This window comes from Synechococcus sp. LTW-G (genome assembly GCF_054459035.1).
Genome location: NZ_JBTKYW010000001.1, coordinates 689,759 through 714,023, shown reverse-complemented (window position 1 = coordinate 714,023; position 24,265 = coordinate 689,759). Strand labels below are relative to the sequence as shown.

Sequence of the window (24,265 nt, the reverse complement as noted above, 5' to 3'; positions counted from 1 at the left end):
GGCGTGAGTGGGATAGGAATCTATGGTGCTGGTTCTCTCGAAGCGTTGTATATCGGTGGTGATCTAACGGTTGGTCAAATTTCTGCGATGACCTCTGGTGACGCATCCATCGAGGCTATGAACAGTCAGGTTTCGTCTTATGGATGGATTCAAAATCCTGGCATTCTTTAATGCCCCTCTGAAACTCCATGATTTCAGGCAATCCGTCTCCTACCTTTTACGATAAGATACATGGACAATTTATCCACTTACTTGGCAGGTATTCAGAAATGTTCAAGTTGATAATTATCTAATAGCCAACAATCGACGGGAAGACCGTCATCGCTGGCAGCTTCAACTGTTTGCCGTCTGCCGCCGATCAAAACGACGAGGTGCTGCTGGTGATCCGCTCCCCGCAGGTCGCTGCCCACTTCATCCGTGAGATGGATCGTCTCTGGTGCACCGCTGATCTGGGCATCACCGAACGACTGCGGCGCAAACTCGAACGCAACCGCCAGCCCTTCGGGCCTACTTCCGTTTTGAGCGGTGCTCGCAACTTAGCGGCGTTTTTTTGACCTGCTGCCGCAGCTTGATCAGGAGCACTGCTGGTAGAGCCAACTGCCCTGAAAACGCCCTAACGCCTAGGGCGAAATCGGCTTCACGGCCCCATATCTGAGCTGCTGGAGGCTCTGCTTAGGCAAAAACGCCCTAAGAATCGCCCTAGAGGTCCGCTTCGGCAGGTTGAGACGCTCAGTCTGGGTACTAAAAAACCCGGTCATAGACCGGGCTTTTAGAAAGTGGAGCCAAGGAGACTCGAACTCCTGACCCCCTGCATGCCATGCAGGTGCTCTACCAGCTGAGCTATGGCCCCTTTTGATACCGATGAGCTCACCTGACGCTGGTCGTCAGGGATGGCCCGGAGGCCGTGCTTTCGATAGGAAGAGCTTACACCGCAGAGGGTCTAAACCTGGCGCCAGACAGCGACGAGCTTCCCTTGGATCGCCACCTGATCGGCATCGATCAGGATCGGTTCGTAGGCGGGATTAGAGGCCTCTAGGCGCACCTGGCGTCCATCGCGGTGGAAGTGCTTGAGGGTTGTGCCGCTGCCGGGCACGAGGGCGCTGACGATCGTGCCTTCTCGCAGGCGGCTCGGTTCGCTGACGGGTTCCATCAGGACCACGTCACCGTCGGCGATGTGGGCGTCCACCATCGAGTCCCCGTTGACGGTCAGGGCGAAGAGCCCGCGGGTGGCCAGCACCGGCTCGAGCTCTAGACGTTCCTCGACGTCGTCAAAGGTTTCGACCAGGCCGCCGGCGGCCACGGCCCCGAGCACTGGAATGCCGCCGCCGAGGGCGTCGCCCAGTAGCTGCAGGGTTCGGGCCTGGCCCTCTTTCCAGGTGATCCATCCCTTCTGTTGCAGGTGGCGCAGGCGACTCTGAATGGGAGCCGGCGAGCGCAGCCCCATGGCCTCCATCATCTGGCGGATGGAGGGGCTATGGCGATGTTCGCCGATGTACTGGGAGAGCCAGTCGTAGAGCTCTTGCTGGGCAGTGGTCAGGGGCTCAGGCGATCCAGCGGGCACCGGCAATGCATTTGTTCGTCAATACATTTGTACCGCTGGGTCTTGGCTTTGGCAACCGGCTGTTACGAGAGCAGGGCTGCCAGCAGGGCCTGCTGCGCGTGCAGGCGGTTCTCTGCTTGATCGAAGATCCGGCTGCTGCTGCCCTCCATCGCCCCGGCGCTGATCTCCAGGCCTCGGTAGGCCGGCAGGCAGTGCAGGACGATGGCCTTGGGGTCGGCCTCGGCTACGAGCTCCTCATTGAGGCACCAGCCGTTAAAGGCCTGTTCCCGTTCTCCCTTCTCCTCTTCCTGGCCCATGGAGGCCCAGACGTCGGTGTAGAGGGCATGGGCACCGCGCACGGCGGCCACAGGTTCTTGAATGACCTCGATGCTGCAGCGACCGCCTGCCAGAGCCCGGGACTGCTCGAGGACCGCAGCGCTTGGCTCATAGCCCTCGGGGCAGCCCACGCGGATGTTCACCCCCAGCAGGCCGCCACAGAGCATCAGGGAGTGGGCGACGTTGTTGCCGTCCCCCACGTAGGAGAGGGTCAGCCCCTCGATAGAACCGAAGGCCTCCTGCAGGGTCAGGAAATCGGCCAGGGCCTGGCAGGGGTGCTCCAGGTCGGTTAGGGCATTGATCACCGGAACCGAGGCCCAGTGCGCATACTCCGCCAGCTCCTCCTGGGCAAAAGTGCGGATCGAGAGGGCGTCGACGTAGCGGCTCAGCACCCGGGCGGTGTCGGCCACGGGTTCACCGCGCCCCACCTGGGAGACCTGGGGGTTGAGGTCGATGGTCTGGCCGCCCAGGCGGGCCATGGCCACCGTGAAGCTCACCCGGGTGCGGGTGGAGGCCTTGCTGAAGATCAGGCCCAGCACCTTCCCGCCCAGATCGACGCGGGTGCGGCCGGCCTTGAGGTCCGCGGCCAGGTCAAGCAGGGCTCTCGTTTGTTCCGCGCTGACGTCAGCTGACGAGAGGAAGTCGCGTCCGCTGAGTTCGGAGAGGGAGGAATAGCCGCTCAGTGCAGCCATGGGCCCGTCTTCAAAGAACCCTTATCCGAGATGACGGGCCCCCGCGTCAACCCCTTGGAGCTCAAGCGATGGCTTGAGCGTCCTCGGGCATGACGCTGCTGGCGAGCAGATCCTTGAGGTCATCGCCTTCGATCACCTCTTTTTCGAGGATCTGCTGGGAGATCCTCTCCATCAGCTCACGGTTGTGGCGAAGGATCGAAAGCGCCCGGTCATGGGCGCGGTCCACCAGGGTGCGCACCTCCTTGTCGATTGCCTGGGCCGTGGCGTCACTGACGACGCGGCGAGGGTTGTTGGCGCCGCCGAGGAAGCGGCTGCCGCCCTGCTTGTCGTAGGCCAGGGGGCCAAGGATGTCGCTCATCCCATAGGTGCCGACCATCTGCTCTGCGATGTCGGTGGCCCGCTGCAGGTCGTTGGCCGCACCGGTCGTGACCTCACCAAAGACGATCTCTTCGGCGCTGCGGCCGCCGAGGAGGGTGGCGATCTGACCCTCGAGGTCTTCCTTGGAGTTCAGGAAGCGCTCTTCGGTGGGCAGCTGCAGGGTGTAGCCCAGGGCCGCCATGCCGCGGGGAACGATCGAGATCTTGGCGACCTTGCTGCCGCCGGGCATCAGGTGGCCGACGATGGCGTGGCCGACCTCGTGATACGCCACGATCTTTTTCTCGTCGGGCTGGAGGACGCGGCTCTTCTTCTCAAGGCCAGCTACCACGCGCTCGATCGCCTCGTTGAGGTCACCTTGTTCAACGGAGGTCCGCATGGCGCGGGCGGCCAGCAGGGCGCCTTCGTTCACCAGGTTGGCCAGGTCCGCACCGGCAAAGCCGCTGGTGGCCTGGGCGATCTTGTCCAGATCAACCCCTGGGGCGAGCTTCACCTTGCGGGCATAGATGTCGAGGATGGTCTTGCGGCCCGAGAGGTCCGGGCGATCCACCAGCACCTGCCGGTCGAAGCGGCCTGGGCGCAGCAGGGCGGCGTCCAGGGTCTCGGGTTGATTGGTGGCGGCCAGGACGATGACGGGCTTGTCCTTGGCGGCGAAGCCATCCATCTCGGTGAGCAGCTGGTTGAGGGTCTGCTCGCGCTCGTCGTTGCCTCCGACGACGCCCATCGAGCCTGCGCGGCTCTTGCCGATGGCGTCGAGTTCGTCGATAAAGATGATGCAGGGCGCTTTTTTCTTCGCCTCTTCAAAGAGGTCCCGCACGCGGGCGGCGCCGGCACCAACGAAGAGTTCGACGAACTCCGAGCCGCTGATGATGAAGAAGGGAACGCCCGCTTCACCGGCGACGGCCTTGGACAGCAGGGTCTTACCGGTGCCCGGGGGGCCCACCAGCAGGACGCCCTTGGGGATGCGCGCGCCGATCGCCGTGTAGCGCTCCGACGACTTCAGGAAGTCGACGATCTCGGTCAGCTCTTGCTTGGCCTCATCGACACCCGCCACATCGGCAAAGGTGACTCTGGATTCTTCATCCGGGACGTAGACCTTGGCTTTGCTCTTGGTGAAGCTCAGGGCACCCTGGGCGCCGCCCATGGAGCGGCGGGCGAAGAACTGCAGCACCAAGATGAAGATCAGGGGCGGCACGATCCAGCTCAGGGCCGTGGTGATGAAGCTGGGCTTCTGGGGCGGAGCGGCGGCGAACTCAACACCGTGCTCCTCCAGCCGCTTCGGCAGATCCATGTCGAAGATCGGCGTGGTGGCGAGCACCGAGGGGGCGTCCTCCTCCGGAGGGGCCTTGAGCTCGTAGCGGATCTGTTCTTGGGTGATGTAGGCACGGCGGACGTTGCCGTCGTCCACCTGACTGACGAAGAGGGAGTACGGAACCCGAGGCACCTGCTGCATGCCCTGGTTGGGCAGGAAGCTGCTCACCAGCAGCAGCACGCCAAAGCCAATCAGCAGCAGATTGACGATGCCGAAGCGCCGGTTCGGGGGCGTGTCGTCCTTGCGGATAGGCATGCGACGGGTGCGCGTTTGCCCCAAACTAGGGTTGCTGCAATGCCCCAGTGGGGGGTGAGAACCGAACGGGGGCCGGTCAGACCATGTGCGGTCGTTACTCCCTGACCTCCCGTCTGGACCAGCTGCTGCCCAGGCTGGGAGGGGGCTTGCCGGACGGTTTGCTGGCGCACTACGCGGCGCGGCCCTTGATTCGCCCGGGGGAGCCGGTGTTGGCCCTACGCCAGGAGCACGGTCAGATCAGTCCGGCCTTAATGCTCTGGGGGCTGCTGCCGGAGTGGAGCAAGGACCCCTTGAACGGGCCCCGGCCCTTCAATGCTCGATCAGAGACCGTGGCGGAGAAGGCCAGCTTTCGCGGCGCCTGGCGCCATCGGCGCTGCCTGCTGCCGGCCGATGGGTTTTACGAGAAGGGGCATCGGCTGGCCCCAAGTGATGGCGGGATCTTTTGGTTGGCGGGTCTCTGGGATCGCTGGATCGGACCGGATGGCAGTGAGGTGGAGACCTGCTGCGTGCTGACCACCACGCCCAATGCCTTGGTGGCTCCGCTGCATGACCGGATGCCGGTGATCGTTCCTGAGGGGTTGGAGGAGGCCTGGATGGAGCCCCTGGATGGGCCGGGCCTGCGGGCCCTGGAGCCCTTGATGCAGGGCTGGTCGCCGGAGGGTTGGGCGGCTGAGGGGCCGGTCAAACCCAAAGCCAAAGCCAGCTCGGACCAGTTGCCCCTGTTTGGTTGATCGCCAGACTGGGCCATGGCCCGCAAGAACCAACGCCAGCTCGGCTATCGCCTGCTGCTGGCGAACTGTCTGACGGTGATCGCTTGCTTGATGCTTCCGCTGGGCATGCGGCAGCTGTCGGCCTTGGGTTATCTGTCTTTGCCGTGGGTGCTGAGCTTCGGCTTGGGGGCACCCCTGGAGTCAGGCCGATGGTCGCTGCAACGCTCCCGGGTCTATCGCCTGCTGGCGCTGCTGACCTTTGCGTCCTCGATGGGTTGGTACTTCACCGGTGCCAATGCCAACCAGGCGGGCTTCCCGCTGCTGTTTGTCTGGACGCTGCTGGTGGCATGGAGCTGTGAGCGCCTGATTCGCAACCTCGCGCAGGAGCGACTGATTAGCCGGGATGTGTTGATGGGGGCCTTGGCGGGCTACCTGCTGGTGGGTCTGGCGGCGGGGCTGCTGTTTGCCGTACTGGAGTCGCTTGCTCCAGGGAGCTTCTTGAACTCCGTGGCCAAGGATGTCTCCCTGCTGCATGGTTCAGCGGGGCAGGCGGCCCGGATTTTCTCTTTGGATTTTGTTGAGCTCAACTACTACGCCTTCATCACCCTGACCACAACGGGGTATGGCGACATCAGTCCGGTGACGCCCCAAAGCCAGATGTTGAGCGTGATGGTGGCGGTCTCCGGGACGATTTACTTGGCCCTGGTGATGGGTCTGCTGATCAGCCGCTTCACTGTTCAGGACGTCGAGGAAGAGATCGCCGAAGAGCAAAGGAACGACTAGTGCTGCATTTCCAATAGCCAGTCGTTGCCGAGGCGCCGGAGCCGTTGCTGCGGCCATAGCTCCGCCTGGTTGACATCGACCAGCCCCAGCTCGCCAAGGGGGGTGCGAGCGGCCAGGCCGCCCAGCAGTTTCGGGGCGATCACGCCTGCCAGTTGCTGCACGCAACCCTCGCGGAGCGCTGCGGCGGCCAGTTCCGCTCCGCATTCCCAGAGGACCTGATTGCAGCCCCGCTGGGCCAGGAGCTCCAGGGCTGCCCGGGGCTGGCACTCCGCCAGGGCCAGGTGCTCCACCCCGAGTCGATCGAGCTGCTGCTGTTGCTCGGCTGGGGCCTCACTGCCGTGGAGGACCAGGGTCTGGGCCAGGCTTTGATCCCAGAGCTGGGCGTCCTGCGGGAGATCCAGGCTGCGGCTGAGGACCACCCTCAGCGGCTCCGGGCTGCGCTGGTCGCGGCTGGTCAGCAGGGGGTTGTCGGCTCGGACGGTGCCGCCCCCGACGAGAACCGCGTCGCATTGGGCCCGTAGCTGATGCACCCAGGCGCGGGCCGGGGGGCCGGAGATCCACTGGCTCGCGCCATTGGGCAGGGCGGTGCGCCCGTCGAGGCTCATGGCCCACTTGAGGATTCCCCAGGGGCGCCCGGTTTGCACCCGCTGGATGAAGCTGCGGTTGAGGGCCTGGGCTTCGGCTTCGCAGACCCCGCTGATGACCTCGATGCCGGCGGCCTGCAGCTGGGCGATGCCGCCGCCAGCCACGCGGGGATCGGGATCGCGCATGGCCACGATGACCCGGCGGACCCCAGCGGCGATGAGGGCTTCACTGCAGGGGGGCGTGCGGCCGTGGTGGCAGCAGGGCTCCAGGCTGACGACGGCGGTGCCGCCTTGGGCGCGCTCGCCGGCCTGGCGCAGGGCATGGACTTCGGCGTGGGGCGTGCCGGCTTGGCGGTGGAAGCCCTCACCCACCAGTGCCCCCTGGCGATCGAGGACGACGCAACCCACTAGAGGGTTGGGGCTGGTGCGTCCGGCGCCGAGGGCGGCCAGCTGCAGGGCCCGCTGCATCCAGGGCCGCCAGGCGCTGCTGCTCATCCGGCGTCGCGCCAGCTCGGCAGGCTGCGCCATTCACCGACCACAAAGGGAGGAACGGGCAGCTCCACAAACACTCCTGGCAGCTCCAGGCGTAGGGGGCGGTTCTGGTGCAGCTCGGCCAGCAGTGGATTGAGGTCAAATTCGGCCGCGGCATCCCGGCCATCGGCGGCCAGCTTGGGGTTGGCGGTGGTGATGTCCTCGAGCTCCCAACTGCCCCGGCCGGAGTGCACGATCAAGGAGGTGGGGTGATCCAGGCGGACGCGGCCGGGGTAGCCGACGATCCGCAGGGTCACGGGGCCGCCCGGGGGACCGGTGCGGTAGGCCACGGCCTGCCAGCTCTGGTAGTCCAGATCCCGCAGGCTCTCGAGGCTGCGCACGATCTCTGTGCCGTTCTCATCGGGGTGCAGGTGCACCTGGGCGTTGGCGGGTTGGCCCAATCCCAAGGCGATTACCCCGCCGATCAGCAGGGAGAGGGCAACACGAAGTAGTGCCATAACACCATTGCTCTGAGGCCAGCGTATGGAACCGAGTTGTGGTTCCGCTTAGCCCCGCTCCGCCCCCGGGATCCGCTGCCAGTCGGTGTGGGTGGCCCAGACCCCCCAGATGGCCATGGCCCGCAGGTAGTGGCAGGCGCGGAAGGTGTTGACGGCCGTGATCGCCTCGGGGGTGCGGAACTGCAGGCCGCCGGAATACACCTGATTGACCACCGCGGAGGTGATCGCCAGGGCGGTCTCGGTCTCGCCCATCAGCCGGAAGTAACTGGCGATGCCGAAGTTGATCCCGGTCCAGACCTCCAGCGGGTGGGTGCCCTTGGGATCCAGGGGGGTGCCATCGCGGCGTAGGCCATTGGCAACGCCCAGGCTGCCGCCCTCGAACTTCTCGAAGCAGGAGTCCTTGACGGCATTGAGGGTGCTGCGGCTGTTGGCCTCGCTCACCACCGGCTCCAGGCCCAGCAGGCGGGCATAGAAATCGCCGCAGAGCTGATCGGCCATCACCACCGGCGTGCCGCTCTCGGCATCGATGTCGTAGTACTCCCCGTTCCAGAGGAGCCTGTCGAAGTTCCCCCGCGCCTGCGCCAGCCAACCACTGAATTCCTGTTGCTCCGCCGAGGTGTCCAGGCCGGTGCTCAGTTGCAGCTGCTGGGCGATTGCCAGGGCGGCCTCGAGCGCGGCAATCCAGAGGGCGCCGCAGTAGGCACTGACGCCCTTGAGCGGCCAGTCATCAAAGGTCTGATCCGGAGCGCCGCCGTTGTCGGGTAGGCCGTCGTTGTTGATGTCGAAGGTCTTGAGATAACGCAGGGCTTCCACCGCGGCCGGCCAGCAGTCCGCTAGGAAGCGCAGGTCCTCGCCGTTGGGGGCGAGCTTGAAGGTGCGCCAGACCTGCAGCACGTAGTCGCTGGCGAGGTCCTTCCAGAGGTTGCAGTCCTGGTAGGCCGTGTAGTTCGTGGCATCCCAGGGCTTTTCGTTCGGCGCCCCCAGGTCATGGGGTGTAGCGCCTTTGACCTTGCGGGCGGCTTCCACGCGCCCCTTGCCCTGGGTGAAATACCAGCCGATCGGCCGTGGCGTGGCATCGGCCGCGGGGATGGCCCGGGCAAAGCTGCGCAGCACCGCCTTGTCGAGCTCCGGCCAGAGCTGCAGCAGTGCCAGGGAGCCATAGAGCCGCACGTCCAGGCTCTCGTACCAGGCGTAGTCCAGGCACTCCAGCACCCCGAATCGGCCGACGGGGTCTTCGCGGCTGGCGGCACTCCAGAGGCTGCCGCCGCTGCAGAGGTCGTAGAGCTCGTTGAAGAGCGCCATCCGCAGCGGCTCGGGCAGATCACTGCGCTCCAGCACCGGCTGCTGCCAGGCCTCGATCTGTTGGCGCCAGCTGCGCCAGTCCCGCAGACCTTCGGCGGCGATGGCGGCGGCGTTCTTGCCGCTGGCGCCAAAGAAGTCGGTGTAGCGCCGCAGGGCACTGGTGCCGGTGGCGAAGGCCGTGACCGGCAGGTCCCAGCTGATCACCACCGGGATCTCGATGCTCTGGCCGGGCTCCAGGCGGCAGCGCACCGCCAGGGCCGCACTGACGGGCTCGGCTGCTCCACTGCGGCGGTTGTTGTTGCTCTCGGGGATCGAGCCATCGCGGCTGAAGCTGCCCCAGAGCTCCGAGCCGTCGCCCTGGGGATTCCAGCGGCTGCAGCGTTGGATGCTCACGCCGGCTTGCTCCTGCGTCGCGATGCACCACTGCCCTTCCCCTTCGGCGACCGGAGAGGAGACATCACCCCCTAGGACGACTCCCTTGAGCGAGCCGTCGTCGATCCAATCGTTGCGATGGCCCTCGCTCTTGCCGATGGCCGGGGCGTAGTTGTGCTCGGGGCTGCCGTCATCGCGGAAGTGCACCTCTGCCGATGAATCGGTGTTGGTGAACCAGCCGCAGGTGTTGCGCCAGCTCAGCATCAGCGAGAGGTCCAGGGCCTGGCGCGTGGGGTTGCGCAGGGTCCAGACGAACGTCGCCAGCGGGTAGCTGGTCTGCTGATAGTTGCCGGGGAGGATCGGGCTGAAGGCCTCGCAGCTGACCTCGGCCTCGAAGACCCCTTGGTAGTGGCTCCAGCTCAGCGGATAGCGCGCGGCGTAGGTGCCGGTTTGGCGTTGCTCACTGCTGGCGGGATACCAGCTCCAGCTGGAGAGGGGGTCTGCGGCTTCGGGGCGTGAGTCATCCCGGTTGGGCTTCACCGCCAGGGCGTGGGCCCGTTGCTCTGTCCCGTTGCTTTCAAAGAGCGAGAACTGGCAGTCGGGCAACACGCCGAACCAGTGCTCGCCGCCATCGAGGTGCCAGAGGTTGAAGGAGCCGTCAGGGGCTCGGCCGATGCAGCCGGCGCCAAAGCCGCCGAGGGGCATCCCATGGTTCGGGCCGTCGTCCAGGTTGCTGGCGTAGCGAACGGTGTAGGGCGACGCCCAGCCCTGACCGAAGGCTCGGCTCCAGCTGGCGGCCTGGGGCTGCCAGGTGGAGGGGCGTGAGGCGCGACTGAGGCCGGTGCGGCGCAGCAGGGACTTCAGGGCGGAGAGGCCGAGGCGCGCCATGGGGCAGCTAATAGTGCCGCCAGCTTGTCAGAGTTGAGAGGGGTTGGCCCGTTCGTTGGCCTCCTGTTCCACCAGGGCATCCAGGGTGGCGGCGGAGCGCACCAAGGCCTGGTAACGCTGCACCACCCGGCGGTTGCGCTCTAGCCATCCCGCGGGGTTGCCTTGGGCCACGGCCAGGCTGCCGCTGTTGTCGTCATCCAGCAGGTCCAGGTCGCCCTGTTGCGCGATCAGGGCGACGACCAAGTCATGCAGGCGTTGACGGCGATCGGAGGGGTTCATCGCTCAGCAGCAGAATGCACCCATGATTGAGGTGATTGGCACCGACGCGGGCGCTCCGGCATCGCTGCCCCTCGACAAGCAGCAGTTGTTGCGCCAGGCCCCCTTGGTGGCCGCGCCCCTGCGTCTGCACGACGCCCTGACGGCCTGGGACGGCTGGAGTGGTGCGCGGCTGATTGCCAGTGACCAGCCCAGCGCACTACTCGATCAGCTTCAGGGGCAGGGGCAGGCCGTGGTGTTGGCCAGTGGAGACCCCCTCTGGTTTGGCATCGGCCGGCTGCTGATTCAGGGCCTTGGTGCCGAGCGCTTGCGGTTTCATCCGGCTCCCTGCTCCCTGCAGCTGGCCTTCTCGCGCCTGGCGCGCCCCTGGCAGAACGCCACTTGGATCAGCCTGCACGGCCGTGATCCCGGCGCCTTGGCTGCGCGCCTGCAGCAGCGGCCAGAGGCCCTGGCGGTCCTGACCGACCCCAGCCGCGGTGGGGTCAAAGAAGTCCGTGAGCTGCTGCGCGCCTCGGGTCTGGAGCAGGCCTATGGCCTCTGGCTCTGTGAGCGGCTTGGGCATCCGGGAGAGCGGGTCCAGCGGCTGGCCCCCTCGGCTGCGCTGCCCGCTGATCTCGACCCGCTGCACCTGGTGGTGTTGCTGGCGGAGGTCCCGGCCCCTACGCCGCCGGAATCCCTGCCCCTGCTGGGCATTTCCGATGGGGCCTACCTGCAGCACCCCGATCGGCCGGGTCTGATGACCAAGCGGGAGGTGCGCGTTCAGCTCTTGGCCGAGTTGGAGCTGCCGGCCGCTGGCGTTCTTTGGGATCTCGGCGCTGGAGTCGGCTCGATTGGTCTGGAGGCCTTGCGGCTGCGGCCGGGTCTGCAGCTTTGGGCGCTGGAGCAGCGCGGCGGTTCGGCGGAGTTGATCCGCGCCAATGCCCAGCGACTGGGGGTGGTTCCCGCGGGTGTGATCGAAGGCCGGGCGCCCGATGCTCTCTCGGAGTTGCCGGACCCTGACCGCGTCTTGATCGGCGGCGGCGGCTGCGATCGGTCGGCGCTGCTGCGGGCCGTTCTGGATCGGCTGAAGCCCGCTGGCATCGTCGTGATCCCCCTGGCCACCGTTGAAGCCTTGGCGGAGCTGCGCCCCGTTCTCGAGGGTGCTGGCCTCACGGTGAGCATCAGTCAGCACCAGTCCTGGCGCGGTGCGGCCCTGGCCGATGGCACGCGGCTGGCGCCCCTTAATCCGGTGTTGATCCTGCGGGGACAGAAGAAATCGGGGTGATCACCACGGGCATCCCCACCCGCAGGCCCAGGCGTTTGGCTTCTCCTGCCCCGAGTTCCACGACCCCATCCCCTGGCTCCACGGGGCCATAGCTGCGGCAGGGCAGGTGCGGGCAGGGAGTCGTCTCGGCCTCAATGGCGATCACCCGGTTGCCGTTGAGAAAGACCATGTCGAGGGAGGCCGGGGTCTTGTGCATCCAAAAGCGCAGGGGTTGCGGCTTGGGGAAGGGGAACCACATGCCCCGCAGCGGAGCCAAGGGCGGGCGGCCCTGAAGCCCTCGCCGCTGTTGCTCTTGGCTGCGGGCCACCTCGAGGGCAATGCAGGGCTGCTTCTCCTGAAGGCACCACTGGGCCTCGATCGGTAGTTGCTGGGGCGGCAGAGCGGGAGTTGGCATCGCCCTAGCCCAGTTGGGGAGGGCCGTCGCTGAGGCAGTAGCCCCGGCCGCGCACGGTGTGGATCAGGCGCTTGCCGCCGCCGGTCTCGAGTTTTTGCCGCAGGTAGCGCACGTAGACCTCGATCACGTTGCTGGCGGCGCCCTGCTGATCCCGCCAGACCGTTGCCAGGATCCGCTCGCGGCTGACCACCTCGCGGGCATGCCGCATCAGCAGCTCCAGCAGGGCGTACTCCCGCGCGGTTAGGGCGATGGTTTGGCCATTGCGGCGTACCTCATGGCGGCTGGGGACGATCGAGAGGTCCCCCAGTTGCAGCAGATCCCGCGGCGGCCGTTGCTTGTCCTGCAATTTCAGATGCACCCGCAGCCGGGTCAGCAGGTCACTGGCGCCCGCGGAGGACAGCCAGAAGTCATCGCCCCCCTCGATCAGCACCTGGGAGCGGGCGGGAACACTGTCCTCGACGATGTCCAGCAGCATCGGAAGCGCCCCGAGGTGGGCGCGCAACTCCTGGATGCGCGCTCCCCACTCGGCCGAGAGCACCACCAGCTCACACCCGCCCTGGCTGGCTTGTTGCAAGCCGCTTTTGCCGATCAGTGGGATGTACCCCGAGGCGCTCAGACGATCGGCGAGGGCCTCGGACGTTTCCCCCAGCAGCAGGACACAGATGTCGCCCATCAAGCGCCGGGCTTGGCCACGTGCGGCAGGCCCCAGCCGAGCTTGTTGCGCAGCACCTGGAAAAACTCGTGGTCCGCCAGGCGCACAAACCGCACTGGGTGCTCACTGCGGCGGATCAGCACCCGATCCTCCGGCCAGACGTAGCAACCGGCGCTGCCGTCCACCACCATCATCAGCCGCTCCGGGGTGGCGGGGAAGACCGTCACCGGCTCCTGATCGCTGAAGACCAGGGCCCGTGAGGCCAGGGAGTGGGGCGCAATCGGAGTGAGTTGCAGCACAGGGCAGTCAGGGCTGATCACCGGTCCGCCGGCGCTCAGCGCATAGGCGGTGGAGCCCGTCGGGGTGGAGAGGATCACGCCATCGGCGGCGATGTCTACCGGGGCATGGCGTCCCACGGCGATCTCGAAATGGCACATCGAGGTGATCGGCTCGCGGTGCAGGGCCATCTCGTTGAGGCAGAGCAGTTCCCAGCGGCGCTGGTCCCCGCGCATCACGGTCACCACCAAGGTGGTGCGTTCCTCCACCGTCCATTGACCGGCGATCACCTGCTCGAGGGCCTCCTCGAGCTTGGGCAGATAGGTCTCTGCCAGGAAGCCCAGGTGGCCGGTGTTGATCGTCAGGATCGGAACGTCGATCGGTGCCGTCATTCGGGTGGCCGAGAGCACCGTGCCATCGCCCCCCAGCACCATGGCCATGTCCATCCCGGCTTCGAAGTGGGGCGGGACGCAGGCAACGTGGCCCTTGCTGCGCAGGTGTTGCTCAGGATTGGCGAAACCCACCATTCCGGCGGCACTGCTGGCGCGCAGGACGTCGTAGCCCGCCTGAAGCAGGCGGGCCTCAATCGTGTCGGCGGTGGACAGGGCCAGGTCCTTGCCGTCGTTAATGATCAGTCCGACGCAGGGCAAGGAGCAGCTCAGGTGGTCCCCCAGAGTTTATGGGGATCAGAACTGTTCGAGGAACCGCAGATCGCTCGTAAACAAGCGGCGGATGTCATCAATGCCGTGGCGCACCATGCAGAAGCGTTCCACCCCCAGGCCGGCAGCGAAGCCGCTGTAGCGCTCGGGGTCGATGCCCATGCCCTGGAGCACGGCGGGGTCGACCATGCCGCATCCCATCACCTCGAGCCAGCGGCCGCGCCACTGCACATCCACCTCGGCTGAGGGTTCGGTGAAGGGGAAGTAGCTGGCGCGGAAGCGCACCGGCAGATCGCCGAAGAACTGCTGCAGAAAGGACGTCACCGTGCCGCGCAGATGGCTGAAGTCCAGTCCCTCATCGATGGCCAGTACCTCCACCTGGTGGAAGACCGGCGAGTGGGTGGCATCCACGGCATCGCGGCGATAGACGCGCCCCGGGGCAATGATGCGGATCGGTGGGGCGTTGTTCTCCAGGTGGCGGATCTGCACCGGAGAGGTGTGGGTGCGCAGCAGCTGGTGATCGCCCAAATAAAAGGTGTCTTGCATGTCCCGGGCCGGGTGGTGCTCGGGGATGTTCAGGGCGGTGAAGTTGTAGAAGTCGCTCTCGATCTCAGGTCCTTCTTCCACCTGGTAGCCGAGGCCCGAGAAGATATCGACGATTTCTTCGATCGTGCTGATCAGGGGGTGGCGGTGTCCCACCGGCGTGAAGCTCGCCGGCATGGTCACGTCCAGGGTCTCGCTTGCGATGCGCTCGGCCATCGCGGCGCTCTTCACCGCCTGCAGGCGATCGCTCAGCAGGCTCTGCACCTGCTCCTTGAGCGCGTTGGCCCGCTGACCGACCACCGGCCGCTCATCGCCGGGCAGCTTGCCCATCGCTCCGAGCACCCCGGAGAGCCGACCCTTCTTGCCCAGCAGGCCCACCCGAAGCTCCTCGAGGGCTGCGGCATCCGCGGCGGCGGCGATCTCTTGGGCAGCCTGGGCCTCCAGCTGATCGAGTTGATCGGTGAGCTGCTGCAGGCTGACGGTGGCGCTCAAGGATCGACTTCAACGAGCGCCGACTTTAGGTAGACGCCTGTTTCAGGCCCCTTAGCCTCAGGCCAGGCGTGAGGGCACTGTGCGGATCCTGATCAGTAATGACGATGGCGTCTTCGCTGATGGCATCCGTGCCCTGGCGGCTGAGGCCCTGCGGCGCGGTCATCAGGTCACGGTGGTCTGCCCCGATCAGGAGCGCTCCGCTACGGGCCATGGCCTGACCCTGCAAACCCCCCTGCGGGCCGAGCGGGCCGACGAGCTCTTTGCGGAGGGTGTCACCGCCTGGGCCTGCAGCGGCACCCCCAGCGATTGCGTCAAGTTGGGCCTCTTTGCCCTGCTTGAGGAGTGGCCTGACATGGTCCTCTCGGGCATCAACCACGGCCCCAACCTGGGCACCGACACCCTGTATTCCGGCACGGTCAGTGCGGCGATGGAGGGAACCATCGAAGGCCTGCCCGCCCTGGCGGTGAGCTGCGCCGATTACAAGTGGCGCGACTTTGGGGCGTCGGCGCGCATTGCTCTGGATGTGGCCGAGCAGAGCCGCCGCGAGGACTGGGACAAGGGCATGCTCCTCAACCTGAATGTCCCGGCCCTGCCGCTGGAGTCCATCGGGCAACTGCGCTGGTGCAGAAAGGCCGTTCGCCGCTACACCGACCAATTCGTCAAGCGCGCTGACCCCCGCGGCCGCACCTACTTCTGGTTGGCCGGTGAGGTCGCCAATGACCTCGAGGCCGAAGTCGCCGGTCCCAAGGAGTGGCCCATCGATGTGGCCCATGTGGCCGCAGGCGGTGTCTCGCTGACCCCACTGCAGCCGGAGTTGTTCTGGCGCGGAGACCTCTCAGCCCTTAAGCCGCCTCACTTCGAGCGGTAGATCCGCTGCAGGAACCAGAGCGAGAAGATCAGACCGATGGTGTGGGCGAAGAGCACCTGGGTGTTGCTCAGCACCGAGAGCATCTCGATGGAGGTGATCGGGTAGCCCACCAGGCTGCGGGCGCTGGTGCCCCCCACCGGAGAGCCAAAGAACCCGGGGGCCTGCAGCGAGGCCTGGACAAACAGGCTGCCGGCCAGGGACTGATAGCCCACGGAGGCAAAGACCAGCCCCAGCACATCCGCCAGCAGGCCACGTTTGATCAGCTTTCCGGCTTCGCTGCGGCTGGGCTTCGCGCCGCTGCCTAAAGCCCGCCCGAGCCGCACGATCAACCAGCCTTGCCAGAGGCTGTAGAGCAACACAAAGAAGGACAGGGTCGTCAGGGAGAGGCCCGGTCCTAGACCTAGGGCCCGCTCGGAATTGCGGGCCAGGCTGCCGCCGATGTTGTTGAAGAGCAGCACCCCCACGACCACGATCCCCAGGGCGGTTTGCGTCCAGAAGCGGATCCAGGCCATCCGCCTCAGCCCTAGGGAGAGCAGCTGAAAGTCGAGGCGATCGGCCATGGGACGTGGGGGGATGCCCAAACCTGCCATGGGAGAATGCCTCTGGCGAGGCCTCGAGCGCTTTTGGTTGTGATTGCAGCGCTCGAGCCAGGGCAGGCGAAGGGGCCGACGGCGGTGGCCCTCGGCAGCTTTGACGGTCTGCACCCGGGGCATCGCAGCGTGATCGCGGCCGTCACCGAACGCGCCGCCCAACGGCATCTGGTGCCGACGGTGGTGAGCTTCTGGCCGCACCCCCGGGAGGTGCTCTTCGCCGAGGCGCGCCTGCGGCTGGATTTGCCCAGCGAGAAATTGGCCCTGCTGGAGCCCCTGGGGATCGAGCAGTTGGTGCTCGTGCCCTTCACCCGCGAGCTGGCGGCTCTCTCCCCCGAGGCTTTCGTGCAGCAGGTGCTGCACGAGCAGCTCCAGGCCGGCCTGGTGGTGGTGGGCGCCAACTTCCGCTTTGGCGCAGGCCGCAGCGGCACGACCACAACCCTTCAGCAGCTCGGCGCTGAACGGGGCATCGAGGTTCAGATCCAACCCCTGCTGGCCGAGGGGGAGGAGCAATTCAGCAGCAGTCGCATCCGACGTGCCCTGGCGGCAGGAGATCTGCTGGAGGCCACCCGGCTGCTGGGCCGTCCTTATCGCTTTGGCGGAACCGTGGTCAGCGGCCGCGGTTTAGGACGTCAGCTGGGTTGGCCCACGGCCAACCTGCAGGTGGATGGCCGCAAGTTTTTGCCCCTCGAGGGGGTCTATGCCGCTTGGGCCTGGCTCGGTGAGGAACGGCTGGCGGCTGTGATGAATCTGGGCCCGCAGCCCACGGTGGATCCCACGGCCCCTTCGGCCGTTGAGGTTCATCTGCTCGGCCGAACGCTCGATCTCAACGGCAGGGAGCTGTTGGTGGAGCCGGTGCAGCTGCTGCGCAGCCAACAGCGCTTCGAGAACCTCGAGGCCCTGGTGCAGCAGATCCAGCGCGATGCCGAGAGCGCCGCGGCGCTGTTGGAGTCAGCTGCCGGGGTAGGCGTTGGTTAGGCCCCAGCCGATGAAGGCGGCGATCGCCCCCAGCAGCAGAATCCCTGAGATCAGCACCACCATTGGGCTGTCGGATTCGCCCTGGGCCATCGCCATTCCTTTTGGTTTGCGCCACAAACCTAAGCAGAGAGTCCTGCCCGTGCAGACGCCATGACCACACCTGAACAGCCGGCTGCGGTGTTGCGGTTGCTGGACGCCAACCTGGACCGCGCCCGTGAAGGGCTGCGGGTGATCGAGGACTGGTGTCGCTTTGGACTGGATCGGGCGGATCTGGTGGCCCGCAGCAAGGACATGCGCCAACGCCTGGGCCGCTTGCATGACGAGCGCTACAAGCGGGCCCGCGACGCGGCGGGTGATGTGGCGACGGGCATGGCGCATCCCGCCCAGCGGGAGCGGGAGCAACCCCAGGCAGTGGTCGCGGCGAACTGCGGTCGGGTGCAGGAAGCCCTGCGGGTCCTGGAGGAATTCGGCCGTGGCGTGGATGATCGCCTGGCTGAGGAGGCCGCGGCGGTTCGCTATGCCCTCTATGACCTGGAGGTGGATGTGATGCGAGCCAGTGCCGGCGGGCAGGAGCGGCGGGAGCGGCTGCGGGCGGCGCGGCTCTACCTGGTGACCAGTCCCTCGCCTCGGCTGGAGGCCGTGGTGGAGGCGGCCCTGGAGGGCGGCGTTCGCCTGGTCCAGTACCGCGCCAAGGACGGAAGCCTGGGTCCCGATGGCCAACCGATCACCGATGCTGTGCGCCTGCAGCAGGCCCAGGCGCTGCGGCAGCTCTGCAGTCGCCATGGGGCCCTGTTCCTGGTGAACGACCGCATCGACATCGCCCTGGCGGTGGATGCCGATGGAGTGCATCTGGGCCAGGGGGATCTGCCGCCGGCCCTGGCGCGGCAGCTGCTGGGGCCGGAGAAGTTGATTGGCCGCAGCACCCATGCCCTGGCGCAGCTGCAGCAGGCCATGCGCGATGGCTGTGATTACGTCGGCGTTGGACCAGTGAACGCCACGCCGACCAAGCCTGGCCGTCAACCGGTGGGATTGGATTACGTCCGCCAGGCCGCTGCGGAGAGCGCCATTCCCTTCTTTGCGATCGGCGGCATTGAGAAGGAGAACCTCCCCTCGGTGCTGGCCACCGGTGCCACCCAGGTGGCCGTCGTGCGGGCGATCACCGAGGCGGCCGATCCTGCCCAGGCCGCCCGCGAGCTGTTGGAGGTCCTGGGGGAATGATTGAGATTCGGGTCAACGGCGAAACCACCAGCTGCCCGGAGGGCTTGAACCTGGTGCAGATGCTGGAACACCTCGGCTACCGCCCCCAACTGGTGGTGGTGGAGTTCAACGGCGAGATCCTGCCTCGCGCCCGCTGGGCTGAGCAGCCGGTTCGGGAAGCCGATGGTCTGGAGGTGGTCACCATCGTCGGCGGGGGTTCTTAGATTCCATCGAGCTAGAGCTCTGCCGTGGCCGCTTCACGTCCCTCCTCGCTCGTGAGACGGCTGCTCAGCGGCTTGATGGTTCCAGCCCTGGTGCTCACACTCCTGCTGGGGATGCCTCAGGCCAGCCAGGCAGCCAGTGGCGGTCGCATCGGCGGCGGCAGCTTCCGTTCCGCCCCCATGCCACGGAGTTATAGCGGAGGCGGTTATCGCGGCGGCGGCTACCAGCGCGGCTATGGCGGCGGCTTCGGCTTCCCCTTCGTGGTGCCCTTCTTCTTTGGTGGCGGCGGCCTGTTTGGCTTCCTGATCCTGATGGCCGTGGTGGGTCTTCTGGTGAACGCAGTGCGCGGCGGCGGTGGCGGCGGCTCCCTGCCGGCGGGCATGCAGGGCGGTGCCATCGACCGCGCGCCAAGCGATGGCCCGGTTTCGATCGCCCAACTGCAGGTGGGTCTGTTGGCTTCGGCGCGGGAGCTGCAGCAGGACCTGAGACAGCTCGCCGGCAGTGCCGACACCAGCACCAGCAGCGGCCTTCAGCGGGTCCTGCAGGACAGCACCTTGGCCTTGCTGCGCCAGCCGGATCTCTGGGTCTATGCCAACGCTGAGGTGGGGCAGGTTCCCTTCCAGGCTGCGGAATCCACCTTCAATCGCCTGTCGATGACCGAGCGCAGCAAGCTGCGCAGCGAGGTCACCAGCAACGTCTCGGGAACGGTGAGCGCCAATAGCGGTGGCCCGGCCGGCGATGCCGATGCCGTCAGCGATTACATCGCCGTCACCCTGCTGGTGGCCAGCCGCAGCCGCCTGACCCTCAAGCCGGTGAATGGCTCCGAGGACTTGCGCGAGACCCTGCGCATCCTGGGTTCGGTTCCGTCCAGTCAACTGCTGGCTTTGGAAGTGATTTGGCAGCCGGAAGGGGCGGGTGATGTGCTGAGTGCTGATGAGTTGATTACGGCCTATCCGCAGCTGAAGCACCTCTGATTGGGCTCTTTGGATTTCCTCAAGAATTGAGGAACTAAAGAATCTCTTCGGCTCTTGATCGCCAAAACCCGTTGTTAAGCAATGGGTTCAATTTGTAGGGTCTGAAGACTTCAGTTTCAGACCGTGTCCACCCCGCGCCACACCGCCGAGACCTCCGCCATGAAGTGGCAGGCCAACGGTGAATTGGCCGGCGTGGATCTGCAGGCCCTGCTCAGCCGCCTGAACAAGGTGGAGAGCGAAGAGCGGGCCCGCGAGCTGGAGTGGCTGAGCCGCCACGAGGCGGTCTGAGGGTTAGCGCGGCGTTGCGCCGGGGCCAATCCTGAAGGCCAGCCGCAGATTCGGCCTGGGCTAGTTGCACCCCCTCGGGGTGCTCAGCACACTGCGGTGCACCGGCGTTGCGTGAATGGCTCGGCGATCGATGCAGTGGGTGAACACCCCCGTGTTGATGGAGGCCTTGGATCGCTACGAACAGGGGCGACTGCCCCGCTCGATGCGTCTCTGGGTGGAGGCGGTGCTGGAGATCGAGCGCCCGCTCAGTGCTCCGCTGCGGCCCCACTGCTGAGCAGGATCCGCAGGGCGGCCATGGCCGCGCCATAGCCGTTGTCGATGTTCACCACGCTCAGGCCCGGAGCGCAGCTGGCCAGCATTCCGTGCAGGGCCGCCTGGCCGCCGGCACTGACGCCGTAGCCAACGCTGACCGGCACTCCGATCACCGGTTGGGGCAGTAGGCCCGCCAAGACTGTGGGTAGGGCGCCTTCCATGCCGGCGCAGGCGATCAACACCCGCGCTTGGCGCAGCCGCTCGAGTTGATCCAGCAGCCGGTGCAGGCCCGCCACGCCCACATCCAGCACCATTGCGCAGCTGATGCCATGCCATCGCAGGGCGAGCTGCGCCTCGGCGGCGACGGGGAGATCGCTGGTGCCGCCGCTGAGGACCAGGACCTCGCCGAGCGCCGGCCGGGCCGCCGCCGCAGCGCCAAGGCTGAGGCAGCGGGCATCGCTGTGGAACTGCAGCTGCGGGTCATGGGCGAGCAGTGCGGCGACGGCCTGGGCTTTGGCGGGATCGACCCGGGTGGCTAGGGCCAGCTCGCCGCTGTCCTGTTGCCGCTGCAGGATCGCGGCAATCTGTTCGGCTGTTTTGTGCTCTCCCCAGATCGCCTCGGCCATGCCCAGGCGTTGGCGGCGTTGCAGATCCAGGCGGGCCTGCTCGCTCATGCCGCGGGGATCAGTTCCCCTTCAAAGACCAAGGGAAAGGGATTGCCCTGGCCTTGGCCCGTGGCTTCGCGAGCGAGTTGCTCAAAGCGCTCCTGCACCGCCTCCACCTCCGTCTCGGGGATGGCCTTCCACTGCTCCCGGCTGGCCCAACGGATCAGCAGGGTGCCTTCTTCCCGCTCGCTGTCCCAGAGCAGGTCACGGCCGAGGTACCCGTCCTGCTGCTTGAGCCAGGGCTCCCAGCTGCCCTGCTCGGCCTGCAGCCAGGCGGCGCGGCCGTCGGCCGGCACCTTGATGCGCAGGTGCTCCACGACGACGACCTCCAGCTGACCGCCCGGCTTCGCGTTGGTGGCGATCGCCACGTCGGGATGGCCGGCCAGCAGCATCGCCAGGCAGAGCACAAGTGCCGCGACCCTAGCGAGCAGCCTCATGACTGTTGCAGCAGCGCCACGGCCTGGCAGGAGATCCCCTCCTCGCGGCCCTCGGCACCGAGCTTTTCATTGGTGGTGGCTTTGACGCCCACCTGATCCGGCTCCAGTCCCATGCGGCTGGCGATGGCGCTGCGCATGGCCTCGATGTGGGGCTTGAGCTTGGGGCGCTCGGCGATCACGACCGAATCCACGTTGACCACTCGCCAACCCCGCTCGGTCACCAGGGCCACGACCTGCTCCAGCAGCACCAGGCTGTCGGCTCCTTTCCACTTGGGGTCGTCGGGGGGGAAGTACTTGCCGATGTCCCCCAGGGAGAGGGCGCCCAGCAGGGCGTCCATGATCGCGTGCACCAGCACGTCGGCGTCGCTGTGGCCATCGAGCCCCAATCCGCCTGGATGTTCCAGCTGCTGCCCGCCCAGGATCAGCGGCCGACCGGGCACCAGGCGGTGGATGTCGTAGCCGTTGCCGATCCGCAGTCGCATGGGTGACGGTTGCTCCTGGGTTTGGAACCTAGGTGCCCGTCGCATCCTCCGGCAGCACCTGCAGGTTGGTGCCGTCGCGCCCCATCACCAGGACCTGGCTGCCTGGCTGGAGTGCTTGACGGGGTACGAGGTTCTCCGCTGCCCAGCTCTGGCCGTGCCAGAGGACCCGTCCCTGGTCACTGCCGGCCTCGAAGCCGCTGATGACCTCCGCGTACTGGGAGGCCTCGCTCTGGCGAATGGCCCGTTCCCGCTTGCGCGCTGACCAGCGCTGCAGCACGAGCAGGAGTGCCACCGAGCCCCCCGCAAACAGCAGCAGCTGCAGTCCCAGGTTCAGGGGCAGCCAGGCGCTGAGCAGGGAGACCAGCAGGGCCGCCAGGGCCGCGGCGAGCAGGCCATCGAACTCCACCCCAAGCCACTCCAGGGCCAGGAGGACCAGGCCCAGCAGAAACCAGAGCAGCGCGGTCACGGGGTTGCGATCAGGCAGCTGCTGCCTAGCTTGAAGCCAACGGATCAAATGGGCCAATGGAAGCGCTGTTTGGCTTGCCGGCCCTGGTGGTGATGGCCTTCCTGGGGCTGAACAGCATCAAGGTCACCAGCGGCGGCCAGTCCCGCCTGGTCGAGCGACTGGGCAAGTACGACCGGCAGCTGCAGCCGGGGCTCTCCCTGGTGCTTCCGGTGGTGGAACGGGTGGTCAGCCATGAGTCGCTGAAGGAGCGGGTGCTGGATATCCCGCCGCAGCAGTGCATCACCCGCGACAACGTCGCCATCGAGGTGGATGCGGTGGTCTATTGGCAACTGCTGGAGCACGAGCGTGCCTACTACTCGGTCGACAACCTGCAGGCGGCGATGGTGAATCTGGTGCTGACCCAGATCCGCGCCGAGATGGGCAAGCTCGATCTCGATCAGACCTTCACCACCCGCCAGGAGGTGAATGAGGCGCTGCTGCAGGAGTTGGATTCCGCCACCGACCCCTGGGGCGTGAAAGTCACGCGGGTGGAGCTTCGGGACATTCAGCCCTCCCGCGGGGTGCAGCAGGCGATGGAGCAGCAGATGACGGCCGAGCGGGAGAAGCGCGCCGCGATCCTGCGCTCAGAAGGCGAGAAGGAGTCCCAGCTCAATGCAGCCCGGGGCCGGGCCGAAGCCCTGGTGCTCGATGCCAGGGCCAAGCAGGAAGCCCTGCTGCTGGAGGCGGAGGCCCAGGCCAAACAGCAGGGACTCTTGGCCCAGGCCCGCGCCGATGCCGCCACCCGCCTAGCCAAGGCGATGCAGGCCGATCCCGAGGCGGCCGAGGCGATGCGCCTGCTGCTCGCGGGTGACTGGATGACCATGGGCGAATCGATGGCCCAGGCCCCCGGGGGCAGCGTGCTGATGGTCGACCCGCAAAGCCCGGCGGCTCTGCTCGGTGCCCTCAAGGGGCTGCAGAAGACCGAGGCCTAACGGCTCACTGCTGTTGCTGCTGCTCTTGCCAGCGGGCGTAGAGATCGGGCCGGCGCTCTTCGGTTCGCTGCTGTTGTTGATCGGCGCGCCAGCGGGCGATGGCGCCGTGGTCGCCGCTGCGCAGCACGTCCGGGACGGTCATGCCGCGGAAGTCGGCCGGGCGGGTGTAGTGGGGGTGCTCCAGCAGCAGGGCGCTGTGGCTTTCCTCCTCCAGGCAGGCCTCGGTGCCGACGGTGCCCGGCAGCAGACGCACGACGCCATTGATGATCGTCATCGCCGGCAGTTCACCTCCGGTCAGCACGAAGTCGCCGATCGAGACCTCCTCATCGGCCAGGGAGCGAATGCGTTCGTCGAATCCTTCGTAGTGGCCGCAGAGGAAGACCAGCTGGTCGTAGTCCGTAGCCCAACGGCGCAGATCCTGCTGGCGTAGGGGCTGCCCCTGGGGTGACATCAACAGGGTGCGCCGGCGTGGCTGGGTTGGGATCGATTCGTAGGCGGCAAAGACCGGCTCGGGTTTGAGCACCATGCCGGCACCGCCGCCATAGGGCTCGTCGTCCACCTTGCGGTAGCGGTCGGTGGCGAAATCCCGGGGGTTGTGAACGTGCAGCTCAGCACGGCCGGCGGCGAAGGCGCGGCCGATGACCCCAAGACCCTGCAGCGGCGCGAAGGCCTCCGGGGTCAGGCTGACCACATCGAGACGCATCGCTCAGGCGGCGGGCCGGCTCACCCGGCGAATCTCAGAGCTGAAGCTGGCGCGGCCGGGGGTGCCATCGGCCGGTTGCTCGATGGTGGAGCGCAGTCGAAGGTTGGGCTTGTTGAACCAGATCCGCTCGCGGATCTCGTTGCCATCGCGCTCGATCACCAGCTCCAGGCTGCTGTCGGGCCAGAGGGTCCAGCGGCCCTGCTGATCTCCGGCGTGGAACTGCCCATCGGCCTGAAACTGCAGCTGCTTGGGCGCCTGCTCCTTGGGCCCGACGCTCAGCCCGCCGGGGTTCCCCTCGAGGTAGCGGACCACCAGTTCGCCGCGTTCGCTGCTGTGCCACTCGTCGCCCTCACCGGCGTCGCTGTCATCGCCCAGCACGAAACGGGACCGAAGGCTCATCCACTCGCCGTCGCAGAAGCGCAGGAAGGCTTCGATCGAGTCGGGGGGGAAGGAGGCGTTGTCGCTCATGGCGGCGATT

30 protein-coding genes and 1 tRNA gene are annotated in these 24,265 nt (G+C 66.7%); 12 read left to right on the top strand and 19 right to left on the bottom strand.

The window, feature by feature from the left end; genetic code table 11:
- Positions 1 to 302 precede the first annotated feature (302 nt).
- Positions 303 to 554 (top strand): phospholipase D-like domain-containing protein, encoded by a 252-nt coding sequence (locus ACXIQ9_RS04080; RefSeq protein WP_459015812.1) that lies wholly within the window; start codon positions 303 to 305, stop codon positions 552 to 554.
- A 223-nt stretch (positions 555 to 777) separates the two neighbouring features.
- On the opposite strand, the gene ACXIQ9_RS04075 is transcribed toward ACXIQ9_RS04080, so the two are convergent.
- The 4 genes from ACXIQ9_RS04075 to ftsH all read right to left on the bottom strand — a co-directional run bounded on the left by ACXIQ9_RS04075 (position 778) and on the right by ftsH (position 4,510).
- A tRNA-Ala gene (locus tag ACXIQ9_RS04075) sits at positions 778 to 850 on the bottom strand.
- A gap of 90 nt (positions 851 to 940) precedes the next feature.
- Entirely contained in the window at positions 941 to 1,567 is a 627-nt protein-coding gene (gene lexA, locus ACXIQ9_RS04070) for a transcriptional repressor LexA (RefSeq protein WP_459015755.1), read from the bottom strand.
- A 56-nt stretch (positions 1,568 to 1,623) separates the two neighbouring features.
- Entirely contained in the window at positions 1,624 to 2,568 is a 945-nt protein-coding gene (gene argF / locus ACXIQ9_RS04065) for an ornithine carbamoyltransferase (protein WP_459015753.1), read from the bottom strand.
- Between the two features lie 61 nt (positions 2,569 to 2,629).
- Positions 2,630 to 4,510: an ATP-dependent zinc metalloprotease FtsH gene (ftsH, locus tag ACXIQ9_RS04060; RefSeq protein ID WP_459015751.1), complete on the bottom strand. Its 1,881-nt coding sequence runs from the start codon at positions 4,508 to 4,510 to the stop codon at positions 2,630 to 2,632.
- 83 nt (positions 4,511 to 4,593) lie between these two features.
- Between ftsH and ACXIQ9_RS04055 the strand changes: the two genes are divergently transcribed.
- A complete protein-coding gene (locus ACXIQ9_RS04055) occupies positions 4,594 to 5,241 on the top strand; it encodes an SOS response-associated peptidase (RefSeq protein WP_459015749.1) in 648 nt (215 codons plus the stop codon).
- A 15-nt stretch (positions 5,242 to 5,256) separates the two neighbouring features.
- Complete coding sequence (locus tag ACXIQ9_RS04050) at positions 5,257 to 6,003, top strand: potassium channel family protein (protein WP_459015747.1); 747 nt, start codon at positions 5,257 to 5,259, stop codon at positions 6,001 to 6,003.
- On the opposite strand, the gene ribD is transcribed toward ACXIQ9_RS04050, so the two are convergent.
- Genes ribD through ACXIQ9_RS04030 form a run of 4 tightly spaced genes read right to left on the bottom strand, consistent with a single transcriptional unit; the run spans position 6,000 to position 10,417 of the window.
- Positions 6,000 to 7,082, bottom strand: coding sequence for a bifunctional diaminohydroxyphosphoribosylaminopyrimidine deaminase/5-amino-6-(5-phosphoribosylamino)uracil reductase RibD (ribD, locus tag ACXIQ9_RS04045; RefSeq protein ID WP_459015745.1), 1,083 nt, complete (start codon positions 7,080 to 7,082; stop codon positions 6,000 to 6,002). The two genes, ACXIQ9_RS04050 and ribD, sit on opposite strands and share 4 nt — an antisense overlap.
- Entirely contained in the window at positions 7,079 to 7,576 is a 498-nt protein-coding gene (locus ACXIQ9_RS04040) for a DUF3122 domain-containing protein (RefSeq protein ID WP_296420777.1), read from the bottom strand. Before ACXIQ9_RS04040 ends, ribD begins: the two co-directional genes overlap by 4 nt.
- A 48-nt stretch (positions 7,577 to 7,624) precedes the next feature.
- Entirely contained in the window at positions 7,625 to 10,138 is a 2,514-nt protein-coding gene (locus ACXIQ9_RS04035; protein ID WP_459015743.1) for a GH116 family glycosyl hydrolase, read from the bottom strand.
- 27 nt (positions 10,139 to 10,165) lie between these two features.
- Complete coding sequence (locus ACXIQ9_RS04030; protein WP_247477238.1) at positions 10,166 to 10,417, bottom strand: hypothetical protein; 252 nt, start codon at positions 10,415 to 10,417, stop codon at positions 10,166 to 10,168.
- Between the two features lie 22 nt (positions 10,418 to 10,439).
- Here ACXIQ9_RS04030 and cbiE point away from each other — a divergent pair, with 22 nt between their 5' ends.
- Entirely contained in the window at positions 10,440 to 11,678 is a 1,239-nt protein-coding gene (cbiE, locus tag ACXIQ9_RS04025; RefSeq protein ID WP_459015740.1) for a precorrin-6y C5,15-methyltransferase (decarboxylating) subunit CbiE, read from the top strand.
- Here the strand turns inward: cbiE and ACXIQ9_RS04020 are convergent.
- The 4 genes from ACXIQ9_RS04020 to pheS are packed head-to-tail and all read right to left on the bottom strand — an operon-like array spanning position 11,635 to position 14,694.
- On the bottom strand, positions 11,635 to 12,072 hold the full coding sequence (locus ACXIQ9_RS04020) for a DUF192 domain-containing protein (protein WP_459015738.1): 438 nt from the start codon (positions 12,070 to 12,072) through the stop codon (positions 11,635 to 11,637). The two genes, cbiE and ACXIQ9_RS04020, sit on opposite strands and share 44 nt — an antisense overlap.
- A gap of 4 nt (positions 12,073 to 12,076) precedes the next feature.
- Positions 12,077 to 12,745 carry a winged helix-turn-helix transcriptional regulator gene (locus ACXIQ9_RS04015; protein ID WP_459015736.1) on the bottom strand — a complete coding sequence of 223 codons (669 nt, stop codon included), beginning with the start codon at positions 12,743 to 12,745 and terminating at the stop codon, positions 12,077 to 12,079.
- Positions 12,745 to 13,650: an NAD(+) kinase gene (locus ACXIQ9_RS04010; protein WP_459015734.1), complete on the bottom strand. Its 906-nt coding sequence runs from the start codon at positions 13,648 to 13,650 to the stop codon at positions 12,745 to 12,747. The genes ACXIQ9_RS04015 and ACXIQ9_RS04010 overlap by 1 nt, the downstream gene beginning before the upstream one ends.
- A 36-nt stretch (positions 13,651 to 13,686) precedes the next feature.
- Positions 13,687 to 14,694, bottom strand: a complete 1,008-nt coding sequence (gene pheS / locus ACXIQ9_RS04005; RefSeq protein WP_459015732.1) for a phenylalanine--tRNA ligase subunit alpha — start codon at positions 14,692 to 14,694, stop codon at positions 13,687 to 13,689.
- A gap of 79 nt (positions 14,695 to 14,773) precedes the next feature.
- On the opposite strand from pheS, the gene surE reads away from it, so the two are divergent.
- Complete coding sequence (gene surE, locus ACXIQ9_RS04000; protein ID WP_296416632.1) at positions 14,774 to 15,562, top strand: 5'/3'-nucleotidase SurE; 789 nt, start codon at positions 14,774 to 14,776, stop codon at positions 15,560 to 15,562.
- Here the strand turns inward: surE and ACXIQ9_RS03995 are convergent.
- The gene (locus tag ACXIQ9_RS03995) at positions 15,547 to 16,122 is read right to left on the bottom strand and encodes a DUF3611 family protein (RefSeq protein WP_247477249.1); all 576 of its coding nucleotides are present in this window, start codon (positions 16,120 to 16,122) and stop codon (positions 15,547 to 15,549) included. The genes surE and ACXIQ9_RS03995 overlap by 16 nt on opposite strands.
- 36 nt (positions 16,123 to 16,158) lie before the next feature.
- Between ACXIQ9_RS03995 and ACXIQ9_RS03990 the strand changes: the two genes are divergently transcribed.
- The 6 genes from ACXIQ9_RS03990 (at position 16,159) to ACXIQ9_RS03965 (ending at position 20,085) form a co-directional block, all read left to right on the top strand.
- Positions 16,159 to 17,130 (top strand): bifunctional riboflavin kinase/FAD synthetase, encoded by a 972-nt coding sequence (locus ACXIQ9_RS03990; RefSeq protein WP_424163748.1) that lies wholly within the window; start codon positions 16,159 to 16,161, stop codon positions 17,128 to 17,130.
- 150 nt (positions 17,131 to 17,280) lie between these two features.
- Entirely contained in the window at positions 17,281 to 18,348 is a 1,068-nt protein-coding gene (locus ACXIQ9_RS03985) for a thiamine phosphate synthase (RefSeq protein WP_296420766.1), read from the top strand.
- Positions 18,345 to 18,551 carry a sulfur carrier protein ThiS gene (thiS, locus tag ACXIQ9_RS03980; RefSeq protein ID WP_247477254.1) on the top strand — a complete coding sequence of 69 codons (207 nt, stop codon included), beginning with the start codon at positions 18,345 to 18,347 and terminating at the stop codon, positions 18,549 to 18,551. Before ACXIQ9_RS03985 ends, thiS begins: the two co-directional genes overlap by 4 nt.
- A 75-nt stretch (positions 18,552 to 18,626) precedes the next feature.
- Entirely contained in the window at positions 18,627 to 19,523 is an 897-nt protein-coding gene (locus ACXIQ9_RS03975; RefSeq protein WP_459015810.1) for a DUF1517 domain-containing protein, read from the top strand.
- A gap of 123 nt (positions 19,524 to 19,646) precedes the next feature.
- Complete coding sequence (locus ACXIQ9_RS03970; protein ID WP_010315575.1) at positions 19,647 to 19,811, top strand: hypothetical protein; 165 nt, start codon at positions 19,647 to 19,649, stop codon at positions 19,809 to 19,811.
- Positions 19,812 to 19,926: 115 nt separating this feature from the next.
- Positions 19,927 to 20,085: a hypothetical protein gene (locus tag ACXIQ9_RS03965; RefSeq protein WP_198001908.1), complete on the top strand. Its 159-nt coding sequence runs from the start codon at positions 19,927 to 19,929 to the stop codon at positions 20,083 to 20,085.
- On the opposite strand, the gene larB is transcribed toward ACXIQ9_RS03965, so the two are convergent.
- The 4 genes from larB to ACXIQ9_RS03945 are packed head-to-tail and all read right to left on the bottom strand — an operon-like array spanning position 20,057 to position 22,113.
- Complete coding sequence (gene larB / locus ACXIQ9_RS03960) at positions 20,057 to 20,737, bottom strand: nickel pincer cofactor biosynthesis protein LarB (RefSeq protein ID WP_296416629.1); 681 nt, start codon at positions 20,735 to 20,737, stop codon at positions 20,057 to 20,059. The two genes, ACXIQ9_RS03965 and larB, sit on opposite strands and share 29 nt — an antisense overlap.
- Positions 20,734 to 21,165 carry a TIGR03792 family protein gene (locus ACXIQ9_RS03955; RefSeq protein ID WP_296420762.1) on the bottom strand — a complete coding sequence of 144 codons (432 nt, stop codon included), beginning with the start codon at positions 21,163 to 21,165 and terminating at the stop codon, positions 20,734 to 20,736. Before ACXIQ9_RS03955 ends, larB begins: the two co-directional genes overlap by 4 nt.
- Positions 21,162 to 21,647: a 2-C-methyl-D-erythritol 2,4-cyclodiphosphate synthase gene (gene ispF, locus ACXIQ9_RS03950; RefSeq protein ID WP_459015727.1), complete on the bottom strand. Its 486-nt coding sequence runs from the start codon at positions 21,645 to 21,647 to the stop codon at positions 21,162 to 21,164. The genes ACXIQ9_RS03955 and ispF overlap by 4 nt, the downstream gene beginning before the upstream one ends.
- Positions 21,648 to 21,675: 28 nt before the next feature.
- Positions 21,676 to 22,113 (bottom strand): NfeD family protein, encoded by a 438-nt coding sequence (locus tag ACXIQ9_RS03945; protein WP_459015725.1) that lies wholly within the window; start codon positions 22,111 to 22,113, stop codon positions 21,676 to 21,678.
- A 56-nt stretch (positions 22,114 to 22,169) separates the two neighbouring features.
- Here ACXIQ9_RS03945 and ACXIQ9_RS03940 point away from each other — a divergent pair, with 56 nt between their 5' ends.
- Entirely contained in the window at positions 22,170 to 23,084 is a 915-nt protein-coding gene (locus tag ACXIQ9_RS03940; RefSeq protein WP_459015723.1) for an SPFH domain-containing protein, read from the top strand.
- A 4-nt stretch (positions 23,085 to 23,088) separates the two neighbouring features.
- On the opposite strand, the gene trmD is transcribed toward ACXIQ9_RS03940, so the two are convergent.
- Together trmD and ACXIQ9_RS03930 are read right to left on the bottom strand one after the other, a co-directional pair.
- Positions 23,089 to 23,787, bottom strand: a complete 699-nt coding sequence (gene trmD, locus ACXIQ9_RS03935) for a tRNA (guanosine(37)-N1)-methyltransferase TrmD (protein WP_296416577.1) — start codon at positions 23,785 to 23,787, stop codon at positions 23,089 to 23,091.
- Positions 23,788 to 23,790: 3 nt separating this feature from the next.
- The gene (locus tag ACXIQ9_RS03930; protein ID WP_247477265.1) at positions 23,791 to 24,255 is read right to left on the bottom strand and encodes a phycobiliprotein lyase; all 465 of its coding nucleotides are present in this window, start codon (positions 24,253 to 24,255) and stop codon (positions 23,791 to 23,793) included.
- Between the last annotated feature and the right edge of the window lie 10 nt (positions 24,256 to 24,265).